Genomic DNA, 22855 nt, shown 5'->3' on the forward strand with positions numbered 1-22855 from the left:
TCCCAAACCCCGTAGCTGGGGGCGGGCCGCCTGCCTTGCGCCCCACACCGCAAGAGCAGTCGAGCAAGCTCGACGCTACAAGGTCACCGCCCGCGCAGGAAGAACGACACCGGCACCATCACTTCCACCGGGTCGCCGGCCACTTCGTCCGGCGGCGCCGGTACCGGGCTGGCCCGCTGCACGGTGTCCAGCGTCTCCTGGTCGAGCAGCGCGAAGCCACTGCTGCGGCCCAGTTCCAACCCCGAGACAGCGCCATCGCGGGCCACCGCAAAGCGCACGTAGACCACGCCCTGCTGGCGCAGCCGCTCGGCCTGGCGCGGATAGCGGCGGTGTTTCTGCAGGTGCCCGAGCAGGCGTCCTTCCCAGGTCGCCTCGGCACGACTGCGCTCACCCGCCGTGGTCTGCGGTGCGGTGTAGCGTGTGGCCGCATCAGCCGCCACCTGCGGCGGTGCGCTGGTCTGCGCGACATTGGCGTCAGCGGTGTCCGGCGACGGCGTCGGCTCCGGTGTACGCGGCGGCGGCAGGTCACCCTGCGGCTGCACCGGCGCCTTGGGTTGTTCACGCACGGCCGGCGTCGGCGCCTGCCGCTGTTGTTGCTGCTGCAGCGGCCCGGTCGCGACCTCGCGCGGCGGCACCGGCGGTGCCTGTGCCATCGGCGCCAGTTCCAGCATCAGCGCCGCAGGCGGAACCGCAGCCGTCAGCGCCGGCGCACGGGCCGCCCACCAGCAGGCCGCGCCGATCAACAGCGCATGCACCAGCAGCACGATCGCCAGGCTGGTCGCCCAGCGCCGCAGTCCACTCATCGTGCGCCCTGCTCCAGGCCGACCAGTGCCACCTTCAGGTAGCCGGCCGCTCGCAGCGCATCCAGCGTGGCCATCAGTTCGCCATAGGGCACGCGGGTATCGGCACGCAGGAAGATGCGCTGCGTGGTGTCACTGTGAGTGGCCGCCTGCAATGCAGCCGCCAGCCCGTCGCGCGCTACGGCCTGTTCACCAACGCGCAGCGACAGATCGGCCTGCACGGTCACATACACCGGTGCCTGTTCCGGCGGCGTGGCGCTGGCGCTGCTGGCCGGCAGCTGCACCGGCACCGACACGGTGGCCAGCGGTGCGGCCACCATGAAGATGATCAGCAGCACCAGCATCACGTCGATGAAGGGCGTGACATTGATCTCATGCGCTTCTTCCAGCGCATCGTCACGGTCGGACGCGGTCCTGATCGCCATCGTCGCGCCTCAGTGCACCGCACGCAGCGGCGCCGCTGCGGTACGCGGAACGGCACGATCGAGATCGCGTGAGACCAGTTGCTGCACGGCCGCCGACAGATCACCGAGCAGACCCCGCAGGCCGGCCAGTACACGGCTGAAGTGGTTGTAGACCAGCACGGCGGGAATCGCTGCGACCAGACCCAGCGCGGTCGCCAGCAGAGCCTCGGCGATGCCGGGCGCAACCACCGCCAGGTTGGTGGTGTTGCTGTGCGCGATGCCGATGAAGCTGTTCATGATGCCCCACACCGTGCCGAACAGGCCGACGAACGGCGCCACCGCGCCGATGCTGGCGAGCGCGCCGATGCCGCGTCGCTGCACGCGCGCGGTTTCCAGTTCAATGCGGTCCAGGCGCGAGGCCACGCGCTCCTTGATGCCGTCGCGGCTATCCAGTTCCTGCGACAGGCGCAGTTCGGTGCGCGCTGCGTCCAGCATGGCGAGTGCGGTACCCTGCTGCATACTGGCGTCGGCGCTCTCGCCGGGCAGGCTCGGCGCCTGCAGCAGCAGCGCACGCGCTGCGCGCAGCTGCCGTGCCTGGCGGGCCAGCTCCCAGCCCTTGGCCAGCAGCACGGTCCAGGTGGCCAGCGACGCCAGCGCGAGCGCGATCATCACTGTCTTCACCACCACGTCGGCGGCCAGATACATGCCCCAGGGCGTCAGTGCGGGGGCAGCCACGGGGGCCAGTTCAGCAGGCAGCATCGTCTCGTTTTCCATCAGCATCAGGGGTCGCTGCACGGCGGCGTGCCGCGCGCGGATCATTGACGTCGTCCACTTCCACGACCGGGTTGGGTTCCAGCCGCGGTGCGGGCCGACTGAGCACGTAGCCGGCGCCGACCGCGAAGAACAGGCCCACGCCCAGCAGCAGCCGCCAGGACGGGTGCGCGCCCAAGCAGAACAGGGCGAAGCCCACCGCCATGCCGGCGCTGGCAAACGCCTTGCCCTTGCGCGACACCGCGCCCTGCTCGCGCCACAGCCGAAGTGACGGGCCGTAGCGTGGGTGCGCCAGCAGGCGTTGCTCGAACCTCGGCGAACTGCGCGCGAAGCAGCCCACGGCCAGGATCAGGAAGATGGTGGTCGGCATCACCGGCAGCAGCGCGCCGATCACCCCGAGGCCGACCATCACCCAGCCCAGCGCGAACCAGAGCCAGCGCATCAGCGTTGCGCCGATAGGCGGGAGGCGTGCATCAGGCGAATTCCACTTCAACGTGGCCGTGCACGCTGCGGAACGCAGCATCGGCCGCATCGATCACCTGCTGCTCCTGCTCGGCGCTCAGCGGCACCGCATCCAGCGCAGCAGTGAATTCACGCCAGTGGCGCGCCGCGCCATCCGGGTGTGCGGCCAGGTGACGGGCACCAAAATCGCGGTCCAGGCCGAGCTTGGCAGCCATCTTGTACAGAATGGTGCCGCCGAGATTGGAGCCTTCGGCCACATACAGCCACCCCAATGCGGCGGGCAGCGCCAGATCGGACGGCAACGCCGCGATGTCGGCCCCCGGCAGGGTCTGCTCCAGATCCTGCAGGTCGCGCGCCACCTGGGTCAGGCGGCGGCGCTCGCCCAGGTCGGGCAGCAGTGCGTCCAGCGCAGGGTTGGCATACAGCGCATCGATGCTGCGGTGGAAGCGGTACTGCACGCGCAGGAAACGGGCGAAGTTGCTGCGGTCGGCGAAGATGTCGCCGGCCATGATGCGCTTGTCCAGCGCGCCATGGCTGTCGCGGGTGGCGGCCTTGAGCCGCAGGCTGCGGCTGTCTTCAGGGGCGATGTGTGCGTTCATGGGGGATGCCAAGGGGGTCGTCCTGCTGTAGACGTTCGCCATGGGGCTTTCCCCAAGGCCATGTACACCGATAATGGCGTATCCCTTCTTCCCGCAGGAACCGACGATGATCACCACCGAACCGCGCATGACCAACCTGTTCCTGCAGCTGGGCCTGGACGCCAGCGCCGAAGGCATCGCCCGCTTCATCCGCGAACACCAGCTGGCCACCGATGTGGAAGTGGTCGAAGCGCCGTACTGGAGCGATGCCCAGCGCCAGTTCCTGTCCGAGTCGCTGCAGGCCGATGCGGCATGGACCACGGTGGTGGATGAGCTGAACGAGTCGCTGCACGAAGATGCGGTGAAGGCGGCGACCGGGCTGTAACTGGCTGGAGGAAGGCGCCGGGCATGGCCCGGCGCTACCGTTGTCTCCCGCTGGGGTCAGAGCCCTTTCTGCAGGAAAGGGATCCGACCCCGCCGATCAGTACTTCCAGGTCAACGCCAGGCGCGCGGTACGGCCCGGGGCCGGCATCACGCCCAGGGCAAGCGGGTCCAGGTAGTAGCGGTCGGTCAGGTTGTCCACGCCGGCTTCCACCGACAGCTGGTCGTTGAAGCTCCAGCTGGCGAACAGATCCACCAGGGTGGTCGGCCGGTACAGCTGCTGGATCGCCGACAGGCCCACGTTCCAGTCCTTGTCCAGCTTGCTGATCGGGCCGGCATTGTGGACCACGCGGGTACCGAAGGTCAGGCGCTCGTCGAACAGGCGCGAGCCCAGGGTCAGGTTGACCATGTAGCGCGGCGGGTTCTGGGTATTGGTGTACGAGCCCTCGAAGCCGCCGTCCACGCAGTTCGGCGTGTTGGCCAGTTCATCGTTCCTGCGCTGTGCACCATAGGCACGGCGCTCGGCTGCGATGTCCGGTGCGCAGGTCTTGGCCTTGAAGTAATAGTGCGCGGACAGATCAGCAAATACCCTGCCGCTGTCATAGCTGGACTGGAACTCCATGCCCGAGACCTTGAACTGGTCGACGTTGCGGATCAGGCCAGCCGACAGCGTGCGGTAGTCGCGGGTGATCAGGTCATCGATGCGGGTATCGAAGTAGGCCAGCTTCAGTGCCAGACGGTCGCCGGCAGTGAACAGGTCGTAGCGGATGGTGCTGGCACCGATTTCCCAGCTGCGCGCACGCTCCGGCTTCAGCTCGCCCACCGGTTTGGCGGCGGTGAACAGGCCCAGCGTGGTCTCGAACAGGCTCGGCAGCTTGGTGCCTTCGGCGTACTTCACATAGACCATGGTGTCTTCGCTGAAGCGGTAAGCCACGCTGGCGGTCGGCGAGAACGCGGTGTCACGACGGCGGATCGGTTGCGACCAGGTCCAGCTGACCGGCACCTCCAGGTCCTGCGCCTTGCCGGCGTCGTAGAAGTTCCAGCCACCGATGTCGCCCACCGTACCCTTCTTGTACGGTGAAGCCAGCAGCGATTCCTGGGTGAAATTGCCGTTGGCGTCCGGATACCAGTTCAGCAGCGCGATGCGCTTGGCCCGCCACGACGGCAGCGCCGGGTTGCCATTGAGCAGCTCGGTGTAGCGGTACTGGCCCTGCACCTCGTAGGCATCGGGCGTGGCCAGGCGGTTGCGGTCGTGCACATCCACGCGGTTCCAGCGGCCGCCCGCCAGCAGTTCCCAATGCTCATCGGGCTGCCACTTCAGCGAGGCCACGGCACTGTATTCCTTGCGCTCGGCGTTGCGCAGGAAGCGGTTGTTGATCAGGTCATCGTGCATGACCGGCCCCGAACTGCCCGGCGCGATGTCTTCGTCACTGTAGGACAGGCCGTAGTCGAGGGTGAATGCACCGGCACGGGTATCAAACCTGGAAGTGTTGCTGGCATCCAGGCCGAAGCGCTTCTGCCGCAGCGGATTGCGGTAGGCATCCTTGTAGCCGGGGTCACCGCTGAAGCTGGGCGCGTCATACCACTCGGTGCGGCGGTCGAAATACCACGGCGTGATGCCGGTCAGGCTGTTGTACATCACGCTGTCAGTGTCGGTGTACGCGGCATTGACGCGCAGGTCGACCAGCTCGCTGTCCGGGTTGAAGCGGTAGCGCAGGTTGTAGCTGTCCATGTCGACGTGGCCCGGATCCCACTGCGGAATGCGGTCACGATCCACGCGGATGATCTGCGAGGCCATGATCTCGCCAGCGGTACCTTCGTATCGGCGGTAGCCGGCCTCCAGCGTCTGCGCGTCGTCGATGCGCCAGGTGCCCTTGAGCAGCGCCGACTTCGAGCGCGACGAGGTATTGAACACCTCGGTACGCGGCGGGTTCAGCGGCGCCAGCGTGCGCCGGGTCTGCGGGAAGTCATCGTAGCCATGCTTGCCGGAGAAGTAGTTGCCGTTGTCGCGGTAGGCATAGGCGGCAACCAGATCGAAGCGATCCCAGTGTCCCGCAGCGGCCACGTTGAAGAACTGGCTGCCAGTGGCGCTGCGGTCGGTACGCGGCGCGGCGCTGTAGGACGGCAGGTTGTTGGCGCTGTTGTTGGCCAGGCCGCCACGCACGCGCACGCCGAATTCCCGGCCTTCGCGCAGCACGTCAGCGATCTTCAGCGTCTCCATCTCGACCACGCCGCCGATACCACCGGAGGCGTTGGCTTGCAGGCTCGGGCCCTTGGTGATGGTCAGGCTGGAGATCAGGTCCGGGTCGAGGTAGGTACGCTGCGACTGGCCGGCATAACCACGGTAGGTATCCATGCTGGACTGGCCACCGTCGATGATCACCGGCACGCGGCCCTGGCCCTGGATGCCACGGATGTTGACGTCGAAGCCGTTGCCCACGCGCGGATCACCGGCGGTGACGCCAGCCACGCCCTTGACGATGTCGCCGTTGGACGTACCGCGGAATCGCTCCAGGTGCGTGCGGTTGAGCGTGGTGGTGGAGCCGACGCTGCGATAGCCGTCGAGCAGGCGCGCCTCGTCGCTGGTTGCGCCGCTGTCGATACGGTCGCCGGCCACGCTCAGCGTATCGGTGACGATCACACCGCTGTCGGCCTGGACCGACGCTGCCGCTTCCAGAGTCACCGCATCGGCACTGACCCTGCGCACCGCCAGGCCACTGCCCTGCAGCAGGTGCTGCAAAGCCTCGCTGGCCGACAAGCTGCCGCTGACCGCACGCGAGGTCACACCCCGCGCCAGGGTGGCCGGGTACACGACCTGCACGCCGGACTGGCGCATATAGCTGCGCAGCGCTTCATCCAGCGGCTGCGCGGGAATGTCGAAGCGCTGCACGGCAGCGTGGTCACCGCTGGCGTTCTGCGCCAGTACCGACGGCGCGGCGCTGGCCAGGCCGGCCGCCAGCAGGGCGATGCACAGGCGGGACGGGCGCGGCATGCGGCCCGGACGATGGAAATCGAACATGGGGAAACCTGTCAGGTAATCAGTGCCGCGGGCGCGGCGTCATCCGCGACACGGGCGGACACGGCGACGTACTGGCGGCGGCGGGTACGTTCGCGGAGTAAGACGGATGAAAGCGTGGCAACCCCAAGAGCGATTTGCGGTCGCGGAGGGTGCCGACCGTTGGTCGGTACATTGGGAACATCATCCACGCATGGCGTGGATCTACTGATGGATGATGGCGACGCCGAGCGGCAGGCGGGTGACCTGCAGGCCTGCTGTTGCCGCCAGTGCATCCAGCGCCTGCTCCGGGCGATCGATGCGCAATGCGGCACTCACTGCGGGCAGTCGCGACAGGTCACCGCGCACGAAGGTCGGGCCAGCACGATAGCGCCCGACCCATTGCACGGCGTCGGCGACGCTGGCCTGCTCCAGCAGCAGTTCACCCTGCCGCCACGCGCCCACACTGTCGGCCGCCACATCCTGCAGACGCGCCACGCCGCTGCGCTCGCCATAGGCCGCGCGCTGTCCCACCTGCAGGTAGGTCCAGCCACCGTCGGCCGGGCTGGCCACGCGCACCCTGCCCTGCCCGACCTGGGTTTCCACCTGATCGTTTTCGCGTGCGACGGAGAACGCGGTCGAGATGTCCTCGACCACGCCATTGCCCGCGCGCACGCTGAAACGCCGCTGGGCATCCGGGCTGACCTCGAACCAGGCGCGCCCGCGCAGCAGCTCGATCCGGCGTGCATCGGCATCAAACCGCACGGCGATCGCGCTGTCCGCATCCAGCACGGCACGACTGCCATCGGGCAGTTGCACGTTCTGCACGACATGCGTGCTGCGATGGTCGGCCTGCAGCCGCAACCAGGCCTCCGGCCATGCCACCAGCATCGCCAGCGCAGCTGCAGCGGCCATTGCCCAGCGCAGCCGCCGCGGGCGCCGGCGTTCGACGCGCTGGGCCTGCGGGCGTGGTCCGACGCTGCGCCACAGCGCGCGCTCGTGCTCGAAGGCCCGACGGTGCCCCGGCTGTGCCAGCCAGCGTTCGAACTCATGCATGCGCCCCTCGCCGATGTCACCCGAGGCCAGCCACGCGATCCAGCCCCGGGCCTGTTCGGCCAGGGCATCGTCATTGGCGGCGGGCAGCGTGTTCGGCGGGCTCATCGGCTGGCGGACAGGCGCATTCAAGCGCGGGCGGAGGAACTAGACCGCATCCGCGGTCCAGTGATCAAGACGTTTCAGCGAGGGCCAGCCCCAAGCCGGGGAGATCATCGGCCGCTGCGCGCCCAGGCCAGGCGTTGCAGCGCGGTGCGCACATGGTTCTCGACGGTGGTCACCGACACCCCGAGGCGGCGGGCGATCTCGGCCTGGGTCAGCCCCTGCAGGCGGTTGAGCCGGAAGATGGTGCGGGTCGGCTCCGGCAGGTGTCCCGCCGCGTCAAGCACCCGCTGCAGCTCATCCTGTGCCATCGCCTGCTCTTCGGTCGAGATGGCTTCGTCCGGCCCCCACAGGTAGTGGTCGGCCAGCAGGCGGTTGCGCCGGGTCGATTCGCGGCCGTGGTCGGTGGCCAGGTTGGCGGCCAGCCGGTACAGATAGGCGCGCGGGTTGTCGATGGCCTGGCTGTCATCGACGCCACGTGCCTTGAACCACACCGCCTGGATCACGTCCTCGGCGCCGTTGTCGCCCCCCAGGATGCGTTGCACCCGGCGCAGCAACGCAGGCCGCTCGCGGATCAGCAGTTCGGTGAGGGAGGCGGCATTGGAGGACATGCGCGGAACCGGGACGACAGACGGAAGGCGCCGCGCATGCTACTCCGTTAATGAGAATCAGTCACGTTCGCATCAATGGATGCACCCGGTCAGCCCGTCATAGACGCTCTGCGAGGTCCCCGGCAGCGGGTCATGCAGGGGATTGCGGGCGGCGAGCGCGGCATGGAAGGCTTCCACCGGGGTTCCCGCCACCAGCGGCAGGCGGCACAGCCAGGTCGGCTGCCGGGCCACGATCGCGCCATCGTTGCGGGACACCTCCAGATCGCTGGCGGCGAATGCCCACAGGCATTCATGCACGGTTCCCCGCACCGCATCCACCGAACAGCGCACGCGCAGGGCGCGGATGTCGCTGTATTCGCCCTCACAGAAGGTGTCGCCACAGATGGCGTCGAAGCCATGCTGCAGACGTCCCTCCAGGGCAAAGAAGCGGTCCCAGTTGGCCTCCTGATGCGGGTAGTCGACCAGGTCGACATAAGGGGACGCCTGGGCCAAAGGCGCAACCAGCAGCATGCAGGTCAGGCCAAACGGCAGGGCAGACACGTTCATGGGCGGACTCCTTGGGAAGGTTGGTCCAGCCTGCGCTCCCATGCCGGCCGCCCCCATCAGCCAATCCCGGCCTGCCGGGTAGTCCCCCGCCCCGCAGCGCCGTCGGCCCCTCCCTCTGCACAGCGCCCGGCAAAGGCATAAAATGGGGGGCTATCCGTCTATATCCCCCACCTGGAGCACGACCATGGGTCTGGAACTCGTCTCGCCCGGCAAGAACCCGCCGGAAGAAATCAACGTCATCATCGAGATCCCGAAGGACTCGGAGCCGGTGAAGTACGAAGTGGACAAGGAAACCGGCGCGATCTTCGTCGACCGCATCCTGTCCACCCCGATGCGCTACCCCTGCAACTACGGCTACGTGCCGAGCACCCTGTGCGGCGACGGCGATCCGGCCGACGTGCTGGTGGTGCTGCCGCTGCCGCTGGTGCCGGGCTCGGTCGTGCGCTGCCGTCCGGTCGGCGTGCTGAAGATGAGCGATGAGGCGGGCAGCGACGAGAAGATCCTGGCCGTGCCGGTGTCGAAGATCTTCAGTGGCTATGCCCACGTGGAAGACATCGCCCAGGTGTCCAGCCACTGGCTGGAGCGCATCGGCCACTTCTTCGAGCACTACAAGGACCTGGAGAAGGGCAAGTGGGTCAAGCTTGACGGTTGGGGCGGCGCCGCTGAAGCCAAGCAGATCCTGATCGAGGCGCACCAGCGCCATCTCGACAGCAAGGCCTGAGCCTGAACCGGATCGCTCCGGCGGCATCCCGCCGGAGCGATGCGGGTCACGTTTCATGACGACGGCACATCACTCTTGCCGCCGTATTAGGTAAATTGCGTCACTTCACACGTCGTCGACATCCACCGTCGAGACAGCCAGGGGAATGTGTCGTGCGTATTCTGCTTGTTGGGGATGCAGCCAGCCTGCCGGCTGAGCTGACCGAATTCATTGCCGATCTTGGGGAAGACTGGCAGCCGCTGACCGCCACCGATGGCCAGACCGCGATGACTGCGGTGGCCACGCAGGGCGTGGATGCGGTGATCGTCTGCCCGCAGCTGCCGGATCTCAATGCCACCACGCTGCTGGGCCAGATCCGGACCTTGCGCCCGGAAACCATCCGCATCGCGCTGATCGATGCCCAGCACGGCAACCGGCCGCCGCCGGCACGCCTGATCGGTGTCGCTCACCGTTTCCTGCCGTTGCCGCTGGCACCGGAAGTGCTGCTGGAATCGCTGACCAGTCTGGAAGAGCTGCGCGAAGTACTGGACAGCCCACGCCTGCGCGACGCCATCGGCCGTATCGAGAAGCTGCCTTCGCCGCCGCACCTGTACCTGAGCCTGACCCAGGCGCTGGAGCATGACGACGACGCCGACAGCGCCGACGTAGCCAAGCTGGTGGCGGCCGACCCGGCCATTGCCGCGAAGGTGCTGCAGCTGTCGAATTCGGCGTTCTTCAGCCAGGGCCGCACCATTGCCGACCTGCGCACTGCCGTGACCCGCCTCGGCCTGTCAACGCTGCGCGACCTGGTGCTGGCCAGCGAGGTGTTTTCCGCACCAACGCTGTCCACCGCCGAACGCAATTCGCTGCAGCAGCGCGCCCTGCTCGCCTCGCGCCTGGCCGCGCGCCTGCTGCCCGAATCCAGTGCCGAACTGGGCGCGACCGCCGCCCTGCTGGCCGACATCGGCCTGCTGCTGCCCGGCGTACGCAACGAGCGCAGCGAACCGTCGCTGGCCGGTGACACCCGCCCCGGCCATGCCGAGGCCGGCGCCTACCTGCTGGGCCTGTGGGGCCTGCCGATGCCGATCATCGAAGCGGTTGCCTTCCACCTGCAGCCGCAGCGCGCCAATACGCGCAGCTTCTGGGTGACCGGTGCGGTGCATGTGGCGCTGGCGCTGGTCAACGGCGATCCGGTGGATGAGGACTACCTGCAGCGCGCGGGTGTGCTCAACAGGCTGCCGCAGTGGCGCGAGCATGCCAATGCGTTGATGGGACTGGTACCCAGCGAGGTCTGAGCTGTCAACGCAGGAACAACCTCGAAGGCGCGCCCAAAGGCGCGCCTTTTTTTGCATCAGCGCGCGCCGCAGGCATCCTGCACGCAGTGGCGATACTGCAGATCACACAGGACCTTCGACTTGCCTGCAGCCAGGCATTCCTGACGCAGCTCCTCGCAGTACAGCCCGCCTCCACAGACGCCGCCGGCCTGGGCGAACACCGCACCCACCAACGTTGCATGGATCAGTGCAGCAGCAGACAGTTTGTGCAACAGCGTGCACTTCATCGCTCTCTTCATATGCAAGTGTCCGCAAGCGGACCAGCAACTGTGTTGATTACGACACGACAGGAACGTGACTCTGCTCACCTTCCAAGACATTTCGGCATTCCCCTACAAAAAAGAGGGCGGACCTTGCGGTCCGCCCTCCCTGTATTGCTATCGCACTTCGAACGATCAGAAGCGCTGGGTGTACTTCATGTACAGGAAGCGACCGACGTCGAAGCCACCGTAGTAGGCGAAGCTCGAGTTCGGCGCCGAGTACTGCAGCGCACCGCGGTGATCGAACACGTTGTTCGCACCCAGGGCGATGGTGGCATCCCACGGAGCCTTCCAGCTGACCTGCACGTCGTGGAAGGTGTTGGAGCCGGTGTGGCGCAGCGGATCCGGCTCACCATTGGCGTAGTGGTTCGGGGCGTCGCACCATGCGTCGTCGATGCAGCTTTCCTTCATGCCCGAGTAGTAACGAGCAGTCCAGTTGACACCGAAGTCACCCAGCTCCCAGTTCACGCCCAGGTTCGAACGGACGCGGAACAGGCCCGGCTCACCAACGCGACCGATGGTGATGTTCTCACCCTTCTTGTTCTGGCCGGCTTCGTCGTACTTGGCCAGGTAGCTGGTCTGCCAGTCGATGCTGAACTTGCCGATCGACAGTTCCGGCAGGCGGTACTTGACACCCAGGTCGTAGCCTTCGGTCTCCATCGAGCCGAGGTTGGCCAGGCCGTAGGTCAGCGCCTCGATATGGCCATCGGCGGCACGGGTGACGCCTTCGCAGCGAGCTGCGTTGCCCAGCACGTAGCAGTCACGCAGGATGCGATCAACGCTGTCAGCGATGATCATGTTCTTCAGCTCGTAGCGGTACCAGTCGAGCGAGATGTCCAGGCCCTGCACCCAACGCGGGCTCCAGACCAGGCCAACCGTCTTGCTCTTGGAGGTTTCCGGCTTCAGAGCCGGATTCGAACCGCTGACGAACTGGTCCGGGGTCGCGCACGGGAAGGTGCTGCAAGGCGCGAAGCCCTGGCCGACCTGCACGTAGTTGGCCGGCACGCCAGCCCCGGCGCAGGCAGCATTGCCAGCGACGTTGCCCGGCGAGGTCGAACCGCACGGATCGGTGTAACGCTCGAAGCTCGAGTTGGTGCCACCGTACAGATCGTCGACGGTCGGCGCGCGGAAGCCTTCTGCGTAGGTACCGCGGACCAGCAGCTCTTCGATCGGGCGCCACACCAGGCCGAACTTCGAGTTGATCGTGTCACCGAAGTTGCTGTAGTCGGAGTAGCGGCTGGCGACGTTGAAGGTCAGTTCCTTGGCAAACGGCAGGTCCGACAGGATCGGCACGTTCAGTTCCAGGTAGAACTCATCCAGCGAGTAGTTGCCCGAGGTGGTGGTCGACGCCAGGCCGGTCGACTGGCCCGACTGACGGAAGGCGTCCGGCACGAAGCGGCCTTCTTCCTTGCGGTGCTCGTAGCCCATGGCCACGCCCAGGTCACCGGCCGGCAGCTCGAACAGCGAACCGGACAGGTTGGCGGTGTAGCTGGTGGTCTTGGTCACACCGGTGTCGGTGTAGGTCGGGAACAGGAAGTTCTGCAGATCACGGTCGGCAAGCGAGCCCTGGCCGTTGACGCCATACGGCAGCAGCGGGTTCCACGGACGGCACTGGCTCAGCGGGATCGGGTTGGCGGCGGTGCCGCACTGGGCAACACCCTGGCCGTTGATGAACGACTTGCCAAGTGCCTGCTCGGATGCGATCAGGCTCATGTCGCCGTAGCCGGTCTTGGTCAGCTCGTTGCGGTTCCACAGCGCACCGACGTCCCAATCCCAGGTCTTGCCGGCGAATTCGAAGAAGCCGCTCAGGCTCGGCGCGAAGCGCAGGGTCTTGAGGTCGCTCTTGGTGGTACGCGGCACTTCCCACAGGCGGCGACGGAACTCGACGTCCTGACCGATCGGGTTGAACGCGCTGTCCTTCGACAGCGGGGTACCGAACGACAGCGACTGGTACGGATAACCCGCGATCTGCTGGTCGGTGGTGCGCTGGTTGTACAGCACGTCAGCATTGAAGGTGATCGAGTCGGCCAGATCGTAGCTGCCGTTGACATACACGGACTTACGCTCGATGCCGGTCTGCACCATCATCTGCTGGTTGGCATTGGAGTACTCGGCCGGGGTCAGCTGGTGGTAGTCGGCCGCATTCTTCGGGTCACCGCCCGGATTCAGGGTCATCCACTCCGGCTGCGGCTGGCCTGCAGCGCGCGGCTTGCAGTCGCCCCACACGCGCGGGTCGCACCAGGTGCTGTTCTGGCTCAGCGGGCTCCAATCACCGGAGGTGGTGTTCGGGCCCAGGCCGCCGTCGCGGCTGAACCAACGATCCTTCGCCCACACCGGATCCTGCTTGGAGTATTCGGCCGACAGGGTCACGCCGCCACGCTCGCCTTCAGAGCCGAGGGTGAACGAGTAGGTGTTGGTGTCGCCGTCGCCGCGGCCGTACTGGCCAACGTAGACGCTGGCTTCAGCACCGTCGAAGCGCTTGCGGGTGATCACATTGACCACGCCAGCGATGGCGTCCGAACCGTAGATGGCGGAGGCGCCATCCTTCAGCACTTCGATGCGCTCGACGGCGGCCATCGGAATCTGGCTCAGATCCTGGTAGCCAGCAGTGGTCGCGCCCAGGCGCTTGCCGTTCATCAGCACCAGGGTGCGCTGCGCGCCCAGGTTGCGCAGGTCGACGTAATAGCCGCCAACGTTTTCGCCGGAGGACAGCGAGTCCGCACGGGAAATGGCCGGCGAACCTGCCGAGGTCAGGTTCTGCAGGACATCGGCGACGGTGGTGTAGCCCTGCTTTTCCAGGTTCTCACGGCTCAGGGTGAGGACCGGCTGCTGGGTCTCCATCGAGGCGCCGCGGATGCGCGAGCCCGTGATTTCGATGCGATCCAGGGTGGTCGCATCCTTTGCTTCCTGTGCAGAAGCAAAGGCGGGCGTCAGCGCCAACGCAATGCCAGCCGGCAGAAGGCCCAGCCGCACTGCGGGATTACGAACGTTCATCTATCTCTCCAAGGTACGTGTTAGCAGCGTGTTAAAACACCCCAGCACGTTACGATTGCGTTGCAGCGCTGTATTTGCGCGAACCAACCGGAGACTTTGCAGATTGTGGCGGCAGCAAGCCGCCGTTCTCCCTGAAGCGCGATGCGGACTGGCCGTAGCGGGCGCGGAACGCACGCGCGAAGCTGCAGCAGTTGTCGAAGCCACTGGCTGCAGCAACCTCGCCGACCATCATGTCGGTGTCACGCAGCAGGTCGGCAGCGCGCTCAAGGCGCAGCCGCGCCGAAAGCGACTGCGGGCTTTCCTCGTACAGGCTCTGGAAGGTCTTGGAGAGATACCAGCTGGAGAAGTTGGTCAGCTCGGCCAGTTCACCGATGCGCACCACGCGGTGGCTGTTGCCTTCCAGATACAGGCGGGCGCGCTGCATGCGGCCGAACACCTGGCGCTTGCGGCTGCGCGAGCGCCCCGGGCAACGCTGCACGTTGTCGGCCAGCCCACGCTGCAGGCCCGCCAGGTGCAGCAGCAGCGGGCGCAGTGCCTGAGCCGGCTGGCCACTGGCCAGCGCATCGCGCCACAGGCGCAGCGCAACGCGGGCATCGCCACGGTTCATGCGGCCACGCCCGGCATACAGGCCGCAATCGGCCATCTCGGCCAGCACGCGCAGCGCTTCGACCGTCAGGTTCAGGCCAACGCACAAACCGTTGCGACCGGCCTGCACCAGCGGCCGCGACTCCTTCTCGAAGGCGATCCACTCGCCCTGGCGCAAACGGAAGCGTCCCTCCTTGGCTTCCACCCAGGAGCTGCCGCGCACCTGCATCCACGCAGTGAAGCTGCTGCCTGCAGTCTGCAGGCTGCCGAGCCGGGCCACGCCCAGGCAGGTCGGCGCAGCATCGTCGAGCGACCGGTCCAGAGAGACGGTTTGGCCGCGATCGGCCAGCGAGAGTTGACGCATGGGGGCACCACGGATTTGCCTAGTACAGGCCTCCGTTTTGCCAAATCAGGCGGCACCACGTCAGGAAAGTCAGACGAGATCGCCACGAATTCGCGGCGAGGTCGCCACGAAAAAATTACGAAGGCCCATTTCCGTTGAACAACAACAACTTGGAGAACGCCGGAAGCAGCGTCGGCGAGCGCTCGGGCAAACGCATCACACCGATGTCGGCACCGTCGCTGACCGCCATTGCCACGAACAGGGTGCGCCCATCGGCGCCGGCACTCAGCCCGTTGCCGGCACTGAGGCGTTCCGCATCCAGGCAACGTTCCGGTTCATCGCGCCCGGCCTGGATCAGCACCAGTGTCGTACCGCAGCGGGTGGACGTACCGAGATAGCCGATCGCACTGTTGCCGGCCACGGTCCAGGCCCGGTACCGCCACCGGCTGGGCTGGTCATCGCTGATCTGCTGCACGCTGCCTGGCGCCAGCGCCGCATCCACCGACCACAGGCCACCTGCCGCCAGGCGGGTGAACAGCACACGCCCGCTGCTGCGATCGAACCGCGCCTGAGACACGCCCTCGATGCTGGCAAGGCGGCGCCAAGGCTGCACGCTTCGATCAAACAGGCTCAGCCGGGTCTGTTGCTGGTCATCGCGCTCGACTACCAGCAGCTGGTCCGGGTTTGCGCCGTACAGTGCCTGCAGCGGCTGCTCCGACGGTACCGGCAACGGCTGGACGCGTTCGTCACGTGGGGCGATCTCATAGACCACCGTGCGTCCGTGTTCGTCGCGCCCCACCACCAGCAACCGCCGGCTGTCGGCCGACCAGTCCGGTGCCTGACGTGCCTCAGGCCGCAATCCTTCGACAGGCCGAAGCGAATCGGGGCGCTCCATGTCCGCCCACCACAGCGCGAAGCTGCCTGAACGATCGGACGTGAACACCAGTTGGCGTCCATCCGGCGCTGCCATCGGCTGCCCATCCCGGCCACTGGACGCAAACAAGCGCTGCGGGGGTGAACCGCCCTCCATCGGCACCTTGAAGATGCCGAACTGCGCGCGGCGGTGAACAAAGGCCAGCATGCCCGCGCGGCGCGCCGTCGCCGGCCACTGTGCGTCGTCGAGCCCGGCATCGCGCAGCGTGCGGCTCTCGACATCCAGGTAGTACAGGCGTACCTCACTGTCGACACGGCGTCCAAACACGATCGTCCGGCCATCACGCAACCAGGCCCAGCCACGCAGTTCAGCGGCCTCGTTGGTCAGCTGCTCGGGCGTGCCACCCGCGGCCGGTATGCGCCACAGGTCGCCCAGCTGTGGATTGCGCACGAATACCAGCCACTTGCCATCAGGCGAGTAGCGCGGCGCATAGTCGAAGTCATCCTCGGCGACACCGTAGTCCAGCGCCTCCCATTGGCCACTGGCCAGATCAAGCTTGCGGATGCCGCGATGGGCATAGCGCCCCACCATGCTGCCGAACACCAGACCACGGCCGTCCGGCGTCCAGTCGAAACTGAGCAGCTCGGTGCCATCGCACCGTGTGGCCTGGCGCAGGGCACCACCGGTCGCGCTGGCGATCAGCACCTGGCAACCGCCGTTGTTGCTGAACCGCGCGAAGGCGATCTCGCGTCCATCCGGCGACCAGCTCGGGAAGCGATCGACCGAGCCGGCCGGCGGGGCCAGCAGCTGCCGCGCAGGCGCGTTGCCGGAGGTCTGCACCTTGATCGCCCCACCGCCCTGCCCGTCTTCGTTGGCGCCCTCATAGGCCACCAGTGAACCATCCGGTGAAAGCGTGGGATAGGTTTCAAAGCCGCTGGTCGCGGTGATCAACCGATAGGGACGCTGCGGGCTGCCGATCACGCGCGTGCCGTTCTCCACGGCCGCGTCCACAGCTGAACTGCTGGCCGGTGCCCGCCGCAGCAGCAGCGCGGTCAGCACCACCACGGTGGCCAGCATCAGCACGCCCAGCACCAGCAGTACGCGCCGGCGGACGTGGCGCCAGCGGCGGCGCGATGCCTGCACGTGTGGCGGCATCACCTCGGCGATGGCCATCGCCGGTTGCATGTCCACGATTTCGTCATCGGCTCCCGCGGGCGGCGCCGGCTCGACATCGTCCAGTATCTGCACCGGCACCAGCAGGCGATAGCCGGTCTTGGCGATGGTCTCGATATAGGCCTGGCCGTTGTCGTCGTCGTTGCTGAACGCCTTGCGCAGCTGGGTGACGGCCTGGGTAAGCACATCATTGGTCGGCAGCGTGTCCGGCCAGACTTCCGCGAACAGTTCATCGCGGGTGACAACACGCCCCGGCTGGCGCAGCAGCACACGCAGCACGCCCAGCGCCTTCGGCGTCAGCCGACGCGGGCGACGTGCACCGACGACCTCGACTTCGCGCGAGGACAGAGTGACAGTGCACTCTCCTATCCGGATCCGATCGAATCCGGGGGGCTGGTTTTCACTGCTGTTCATTTTCCGCTACACAGTAGAGACAGGTCCGGGGCAGCGTTTGCCTTCGATACCCTCCCGTCCTGGGAACAGCAAAAAGCCAGACTCCGCACAAAGCATCGGCGCATACCGCAAAAACAATGAAGCGGGCGAATACTAGCCTATGAGGGTTACCTCGCCTATCGCGTGGTCGACATCCAGGCTCTCTCTCGCCGACGCATTCACATAATTTGCTGCACCATTCGCGCCCTGCGGGGCGCGAAATTTTTATCTGGCGTTCATTTTCACATGCGCCGCAGCATGGTCAGTCCAACCAGTCGCGAAACCACCAAAGCTACGTACATCACGCCTGAAAACTGCTCCAGCATGACCAAGGCGCGCGCCTGCGGATGCAGCGGCACAACGTCGCTCAAGCCAACACCCGAGAGCAAGCTGAAGCTCAGATAAAGAAGCTCCATCCAGGTGCGCTGCGCGCCACCACCGGTGCCCTGGAAACTGCCCGGATACCATTGCTGGCACACGGCGAAAGCAAACGCGAAGGCCCACGCCAGCAACGTGAATGTCGCACCTGCCGCGAACAGTTCATCGCGGGTGACTTTATGGTCCTGGAGCATGTAGGCAATGAGCGCACCGGCCGTATAGAAGTACAGCAGGCTTTCCAGCAGCTGCGCGGTGGTCAGCAGCGCACTGCGATCCAGCAGTGCGCCGGCCAGCGAGAACACCACCGAAGGAATGGCCAGCAGCAATGCCAGCCAGGTGCCCAGCGGGCTGCGCTGGACCACCCACAGCGCCAGGCCGAGTACCGCCATGCCGAACATGCCCAGTGCCGCACGGCCGCCGGCGGTGTCATCAAGTGCGGGATACAGCAGCACCGCGATCAACTGGGCACCCAGCAGCCAGGCCGAGGGATGGCGGCGGGCAATGGCCAGCCAGCGGGTGGTGATGGCAACGGGCATGGCGTCCTTTCCCCAGGATGATGGGCGGAGGATAGCCGGGAGTGGCGTGATGAGCGGTAGTGCCGACCACTGGCCGGCACTCTCCCCGGTCCCGTGCACGACGGAATGCCGGCCAGCGGCCGGCACTACCCGTTGCACGTCAGCCCTGGTGATAGACCTCGGCGCCGGCCGCGCGGAACTCTTCCGACTTCTCCTTCATGCCGGCCTCGGCGTAGTCGCGCACGTCCTGGGTGATCTTCATCGAACAGAAGTGCGGGCCGCACATCGAGCAGAAGTGGGCCAGCTTGTGCGCGTCCTTGGGCAGCGTCTCGTCGTGGAACTCCTTGGCCTTTTCCGGGTCCAGGCCAAGGTGGAACTGGTCTTCCCAACGGAACTCGAAACGCGCCTTGCTCAGCGCGTTGTCGCGCACCTGCGCGCCGGGGTGTCCCTTGGCCAGGTCGGCTGCATGCGCGGCGATGCGATAAGCCATGATGCCGTCACGCACGTCCTGGCGGTTGGGCAGGCCGAGGTGTTCCTTCGGCGTCACGTAGCAGAGCATGGCCGTACCAAACCAGCCGATCATTGCCGCACCGATCGCGCTGGTGATGTGGTCGTAGCCCGGTGCGATGTCGGTGGTCAGGGGGCCCAGCGTATAGAACGGCGCTTCGCCACACTCTCGCAACTGCTTGTCCATGTTCTCCTTGATCAGCTGCATCGGCACGTGGCCGGGACCTTCGATCATGGTCTGCACGTCATGCTTCCAGGCAATCTTCGTCAGCTCGCCCAGCGTTTCCAGCTCACCGAACTGCGCGGCATCGTTGGCATCGGCGATGCAGCCCGGGCGCAGGCCGTCACCCAGCGAGAAGGTCACGTCATAGGCCTTCATGATCTCGCAGATCTCTTCGAAATGCGTGTAGAGGAAATTCTCCTTGTGGTGCGCCAGGCACCACTTGGCCATGATCGAGCCGCCGCGGCTGACGATGCCGGTCACGCGCTTGGCGGTCAGCGGCACATAGCGCAGCAGCACACCGGCGTGGATGGTGAAGTAATCCACGCCCTGCTCGGCCTGTTCGATCAGCGTGTCGCGGAAGATCTCCCAGGTGAGCGCCTCGGCGCGGCCGTCGACCTTTTCCAGCGCCTGGTAGATCGGCACGGTACCGATCGCCACCGGCGAGTTGCGGATGATCCACTCGCGGGTCTCGTGGATGTGCTTGCCGGTGGACAGGTCCATCACCGTGTCACCGCCCCAGCGGATCGCCCACACCAGCTTCTCCACCTCTTCGGCAATGCCCGAGGACACGGCGCTGTTGCCGATGTTGGCGTTGATCTTGGTCAGGAAGTTGCGGCCGATGATCATCGGCTCGCTTTCCGGATGGTTGATGTTGTTGGGCAGCACCGCACGGCCGCGGGCGATTTCGTCGCGCACGAACTCCGGGGTGATGATCTTCTGGATCGAAGCGCCGAACGCCTCGCCCGGGTGCTGCTGCAGCAGGCCGGCATCGCGGATCGCGTCCAGCCGCTGGTTCTCGCGGATGGCGACGAATTCCATTTCCGGCGTGATGATGCCGCGGCGCGCGTAGTGCATCTGGGTGACGTTGGCACCTGCACGCGCACGGCGTGGCAGGCTGCGCGCGGGGAAGCGCACCGCATCGAGCTTCGGGTCATGCTCGCGATCGCGACCGAACGAAGAACTCAGTCCTTCAAGCTGCTCGGTATCACCGCGTTCCTCCACCCAACCACGACGCAGCGTCGGCAGGCCGACGGACAGATCGATACGCACGTCCGGATCGGTATACGGACCCGACGTGTCGTAGACCGTGACCGGTGCATTCTCTTCACCGCCGAACAGCGTCGGCGTGCGCGTCAGCGCGATCTCGCGCATCGGCACCTGAAGATCCGGGCGTGAACCGGGCACATGGATCTTGCGCGAACCGGGAATCGGCCGGGTCACGGATTCGGAGAGTTGCTGGGCCTGTTGCTGCAGGGCGGAGAGCTGTGCGTTCATCGGGCATCGTCCAGGAAGGTCAGGGACGAAGCGGCGGCGCACTGCTGCCGCGCCCGGACAGTCCTTGGGGGGAGTCCGGGCATGGCTGCATTGCAAAGCTTCCCTACGCCGGTATGAGCCGGATCAGGTTCCAAGGGACTGTCTCAACCGTGGCCACATGGCCGCGGTACCCCCGCTTCTTGGTGTGCATTAGAGCATAGAACGCACTGCAGCTCCTGGCTGTTCCATCCGCGCACGGCGTGGATCCGCTGTTTCTGTATTAACAGAACCATGACATCGCATTCAGTAACGTGCACGCGCATCGTGCCGCTGCGGCCGGTGTTTCCGTTGCCGTCCTCACGGCCCCTGCCCGGCTCGTGCTGCATGCCACCGGCCCCCTCGCAGCAAGCTCTGCTCGCTCCCCTCAATCCCTTGATCGGAGAAGCCCCTTCATGGTGTTTCGCGTTTCCATTGCACTGGTCCTGCTGCTGGTGCTGCTCGCCGGTGTTGCACCCGGCCCCTTCAATACCGTGGTGCAGAGCATCCTCGGTGAACTCATCCGCGGCATCGGCTGGCTGTACCTGCTGGTTGTGTTCCTGACCCTGGTATTCCTGATGTACCTGGCATTCGGTCGCTTCGGCAACCTGCGCATCGGCGGTGAAGATGCCGAGCCAGAGTTCTCGCGCGCCAGCTGGATGTCGATGCTGTTCGCCGCCGGCATGGGCATCGGCCTGGTGTTCTGGGGCGCCGCCGAGCCGATTTCCCACTTCAGCAAGCCACCGGAAGGGCTGGCACCTGAAAGCATGGACGCTGCGCGTGCTGCCATGCGCTACGTGTTCTTCCATTGGGGCCTGCACCCCTGGGCCATCTATGCGCTGATCGGCCTGGCCATGGCCTGGTTCCAGTTCAACCGCAACGGCCGCGGCCAGATCAGCGATATGCTGCAACCGATCATCGGCCGTCACCATCGTGGCTGGATCGGGCATGTGGTCAACATCTCGGCGGTCGTCGCCACTGCGATTGGCGTGGCTACAGCACTGGGCTTCGGCACGGTGCAGATCGCGGCCGGCGTGGAACGCGTGTTCGGCGTGCAGGCGGGCGTTCCGCTGCAGCTGACCATCATTGCAGTGGCCTTCGTTCTGTACATGGCGTCCACGCTCAGCGGCGTCGGCCGCGGCATGAAATGGCTGTCCAACTTCAACCTTGCATTGGCGGCGCTGCTGCTGGCGCTGGTGCTGGTACTCGGCCCGACTGGTGCGATCTTCAACACCTTCACCACCACGCTGGGCTCCTATCTCAATCAGCTGGTGACGATGAGCCTTCGCATGTCGCCATTCTCGTCCAGCACCTGGGTGGCCGACTGGACGATCTTCTACTGGGCCTGGTGGATTTCCTGGGCACCGTTCGTCGGTTCGTTCATCGCGCGCATCTCGCGCGGGCGCAGCGTGCGCGAGTTCGTGATCGGCGTGGTGCTGGCACCGACCCTGCTGGGCTTTTTCTGGTTCTCGGTATTCGGCGGCACCGCGATCTGGATGCAGATCTTCGGCCAGGCCGATCTGCTGCAGGCGCTGGGCAATGGCTATGAGACGGTGCTGTTCACCATGTTCGACAGCATGCCGCTGCCGTTGCTGCTGTCGTGCATCGCGCTGGTGCTGCTGATGATCTTCTTCGTGACCTCGGCTGATTCTGCGGTACTGGTGCTGGCCAGCATGTCCACGGACGACGCTGGCGAGCCATTGCGCAAGCACAAAGTGGCGTGGGGTGTCGGCATTGCGCTCGTGGCGGGTTCCTTGCTGTTGGCAGGCGGACTGGAGGCGCTGCAGGGCATGATCACCATCGCCGCGCTGCCGTTCGCGCTGCTGATGCTTCTTGTGATGGTGTCGCTGTATCGGGTGCTGGACCAGGAGTACACGCGGGAGCGGCGGCAGGCGCAGCGCCAGAGGCACATGATCGATGCGTGGATCGCACGCGAGATGGCGGCGCAGGAGGAGACCCAGGCGGAGGCGGCGCGCGCGCAGGATTCGGATTGAGGGTGTTTTGCAGCCTGCGGCTGCACCGCTTTTTTCAAGCAAGTGCAAGTGCAACTTCAAAAGCCAGAGCGGCTCTGGGTTGCTGCTGGTTGGGCGGGGCGGTGTGGGTGGGCAGGACACGCCGTAAACCCGTCCCTGGGGGCTCGATGGCGCCCTCCATGGCGCCAACGGTCCTGGCCCCCCCCGCCCCCCCCCCCCCCGCGCGGGGGGGGGGGGGCCCCCCCCCCCCCCCCCCGCCCCGGCCCCCCCCCCCCCCCCCCCCCCCCGACAGGTTCCGTGTGACGGTTGGTCCATCCACGCCATGCGTGGATGAGGTGTATAGGAAAACAAGAAGGGGTCGGATTCGTTTTCCTCCGGAAAACTGATCCGACCCCAACTCACAGCACGCGGCTGTTGCCGTTGCCTTTGCTCTTGATCTTCTTTTTTCTTTTCCTGCGGTGATGGACACGGAAACTGTCAGAGGCCGGGGGGGGGGGGGGGGGGGGGGGGGGGGGGGGGGGGGGGAGGGGGGGCCGGCCACACCGGGCGGAGGGGGGAGGGGGCCCCCCCC

19 protein-coding genes and 1 riboswitch are annotated in these 22855 nt (G+C 66.3%); of the genes, 4 read left to right on the forward strand and 15 right to left on the reverse strand.

The window, feature by feature from the left end; all coding sequences use genetic code 11:
- Window positions 1-83: 83 nt before the first annotated feature.
- The 5 genes from V3B46_RS17365 to V3B46_RS17385 are packed head-to-tail and all read right to left on the reverse strand — an operon-like array spanning window position 84 to window position 3036.
- On the reverse strand, window positions 84-803 hold the full coding sequence (locus V3B46_RS17365) for an energy transducer TonB (RefSeq protein WP_329892453.1): 720 nt from the start codon (window positions 801-803) through the stop codon (window positions 84-86).
- Window positions 800-1225, reverse strand: a complete 426-nt coding sequence (gene exbD, locus V3B46_RS17370; protein WP_180854337.1) for a TonB system transport protein ExbD — start codon at window positions 1223-1225, stop codon at window positions 800-802. Before exbD ends, V3B46_RS17365 begins: the two co-directional genes overlap by 4 nt.
- A 9-nt stretch (window positions 1226-1234) precedes the next feature.
- Complete coding sequence (exbB, locus tag V3B46_RS17375) at window positions 1235-1963, reverse strand: tonB-system energizer ExbB (protein WP_329892454.1); 729 nt, start codon at window positions 1961-1963, stop codon at window positions 1235-1237.
- The gene (locus V3B46_RS17380) at window positions 1950-2417 is read right to left on the reverse strand and encodes a YbaN family protein (RefSeq protein ID WP_329892455.1); all 468 of its coding nucleotides are present in this window, start codon (window positions 2415-2417) and stop codon (window positions 1950-1952) included. Before V3B46_RS17380 ends, exbB begins: the two co-directional genes overlap by 14 nt.
- Window positions 2418-2448: 31 nt before the next feature.
- The gene (locus V3B46_RS17385; protein ID WP_049429939.1) at window positions 2449-3036 is read right to left on the reverse strand and encodes a biliverdin-producing heme oxygenase; all 588 of its coding nucleotides are present in this window, start codon (window positions 3034-3036) and stop codon (window positions 2449-2451) included.
- Window positions 3037-3142: 106 nt separating this feature from the next.
- Here V3B46_RS17385 and V3B46_RS17390 point away from each other — a divergent pair, with 106 nt between their 5' ends.
- Entirely contained in the window at window positions 3143-3400 is a 258-nt protein-coding gene (locus V3B46_RS17390; protein WP_329892456.1) for a DUF2789 domain-containing protein, read from the forward strand.
- A 96-nt stretch (window positions 3401-3496) separates the two neighbouring features.
- Here V3B46_RS17390 and V3B46_RS17395 read toward each other — a convergent pair whose 3' ends face one another.
- The 4 genes from V3B46_RS17395 to V3B46_RS17410 all read right to left on the reverse strand — a co-directional run bounded on the left by V3B46_RS17395 (window position 3497) and on the right by V3B46_RS17410 (window position 8703).
- Window positions 3497-6415 carry a TonB-dependent receptor gene (locus tag V3B46_RS17395; protein ID WP_329892457.1) on the reverse strand — a complete coding sequence of 973 codons (2919 nt, stop codon included), beginning with the start codon at window positions 6413-6415 and terminating at the stop codon, window positions 3497-3499.
- A 201-nt stretch (window positions 6416-6616) separates the two neighbouring features.
- Window positions 6617-7552 (reverse strand): FecR family protein, encoded by a 936-nt coding sequence (locus V3B46_RS17400; RefSeq protein ID WP_329892458.1) that lies wholly within the window; start codon window positions 7550-7552, stop codon window positions 6617-6619.
- A 104-nt stretch (window positions 7553-7656) separates the two neighbouring features.
- Complete coding sequence (locus V3B46_RS17405) at window positions 7657-8157, reverse strand: RNA polymerase sigma factor (RefSeq protein WP_100450574.1); 501 nt, start codon at window positions 8155-8157, stop codon at window positions 7657-7659.
- A 72-nt stretch (window positions 8158-8229) separates the two neighbouring features.
- A complete protein-coding gene (locus tag V3B46_RS17410; protein ID WP_329892459.1) occupies window positions 8230-8703 on the reverse strand; it encodes a hypothetical protein in 474 nt (157 codons plus the stop codon).
- A 184-nt stretch (window positions 8704-8887) separates the two neighbouring features.
- Between V3B46_RS17410 and ppa the strand changes: the two genes are divergently transcribed.
- Entirely contained in the window at window positions 8888-9424 is a 537-nt protein-coding gene (gene ppa, locus V3B46_RS17415; protein WP_005410935.1) for an inorganic diphosphatase, read from the forward strand.
- A gap of 152 nt (window positions 9425-9576) precedes the next feature.
- Complete coding sequence (locus V3B46_RS17420) at window positions 9577-10698, forward strand: HDOD domain-containing protein (protein ID WP_329892460.1); 1122 nt, start codon at window positions 9577-9579, stop codon at window positions 10696-10698.
- Between the two features lie 56 nt (window positions 10699-10754).
- Here V3B46_RS17420 and V3B46_RS17425 read toward each other — a convergent pair whose 3' ends face one another.
- The 6 genes from V3B46_RS17425 to thiC all read right to left on the reverse strand — a co-directional run bounded on the left by V3B46_RS17425 (window position 10755) and on the right by thiC (window position 20296).
- Window positions 10755-10964, reverse strand: a complete 210-nt coding sequence (locus V3B46_RS17425) for a hypothetical protein (protein WP_329892461.1) — start codon at window positions 10962-10964, stop codon at window positions 10755-10757.
- Between the two features lie 168 nt (window positions 10965-11132).
- Window positions 11133-13991: a TonB-dependent receptor gene (locus tag V3B46_RS17430; RefSeq protein WP_329892462.1), complete on the reverse strand. Its 2859-nt coding sequence runs from the start codon at window positions 13989-13991 to the stop codon at window positions 11133-11135.
- A 49-nt stretch (window positions 13992-14040) separates the two neighbouring features.
- On the reverse strand, window positions 14041-14940 hold the full coding sequence (locus V3B46_RS17435) for a helix-turn-helix transcriptional regulator (RefSeq protein ID WP_154264349.1): 900 nt from the start codon (window positions 14938-14940) through the stop codon (window positions 14041-14043).
- Between the two features lie 115 nt (window positions 14941-15055).
- Window positions 15056-17380 (reverse strand): winged helix-turn-helix domain-containing protein, encoded by a 2325-nt coding sequence (locus V3B46_RS17440; protein ID WP_329892463.1) that lies wholly within the window; start codon window positions 17378-17380, stop codon window positions 15056-15058.
- A gap of 260 nt (window positions 17381-17640) precedes the next feature.
- Window positions 17641-18312 (reverse strand): ion channel, encoded by a 672-nt coding sequence (locus tag V3B46_RS17445; protein WP_032128402.1) that lies wholly within the window; start codon window positions 18310-18312, stop codon window positions 17641-17643.
- A 139-nt stretch (window positions 18313-18451) separates the two neighbouring features.
- Window positions 18452-20296 (reverse strand): phosphomethylpyrimidine synthase ThiC, encoded by a 1845-nt coding sequence (gene thiC, locus V3B46_RS17450; RefSeq protein ID WP_329892464.1) that lies wholly within the window; start codon window positions 20294-20296, stop codon window positions 18452-18454.
- Between the two features lie 82 nt (window positions 20297-20378).
- Window positions 20379-20480, reverse strand: a riboswitch (TPP riboswitch).
- Between the two features lie 247 nt (window positions 20481-20727).
- On the opposite strand from thiC, the gene V3B46_RS17455 reads away from it, so the two are divergent.
- Window positions 20728-22305 (forward strand): BCCT family transporter, encoded by a 1578-nt coding sequence (locus V3B46_RS17455; RefSeq protein ID WP_329892465.1) that lies wholly within the window; start codon window positions 20728-20730, stop codon window positions 22303-22305.
- Window positions 22306-22855 lie beyond the last annotated feature (550 nt).

The organism is Stenotrophomonas sp. SMYL11, assembly GCF_036320005.1.
In the GTDB taxonomy this organism is placed as follows: domain Bacteria; phylum Pseudomonadota; class Gammaproteobacteria; order Xanthomonadales; family Xanthomonadaceae; genus Stenotrophomonas; species Stenotrophomonas maltophilia_A.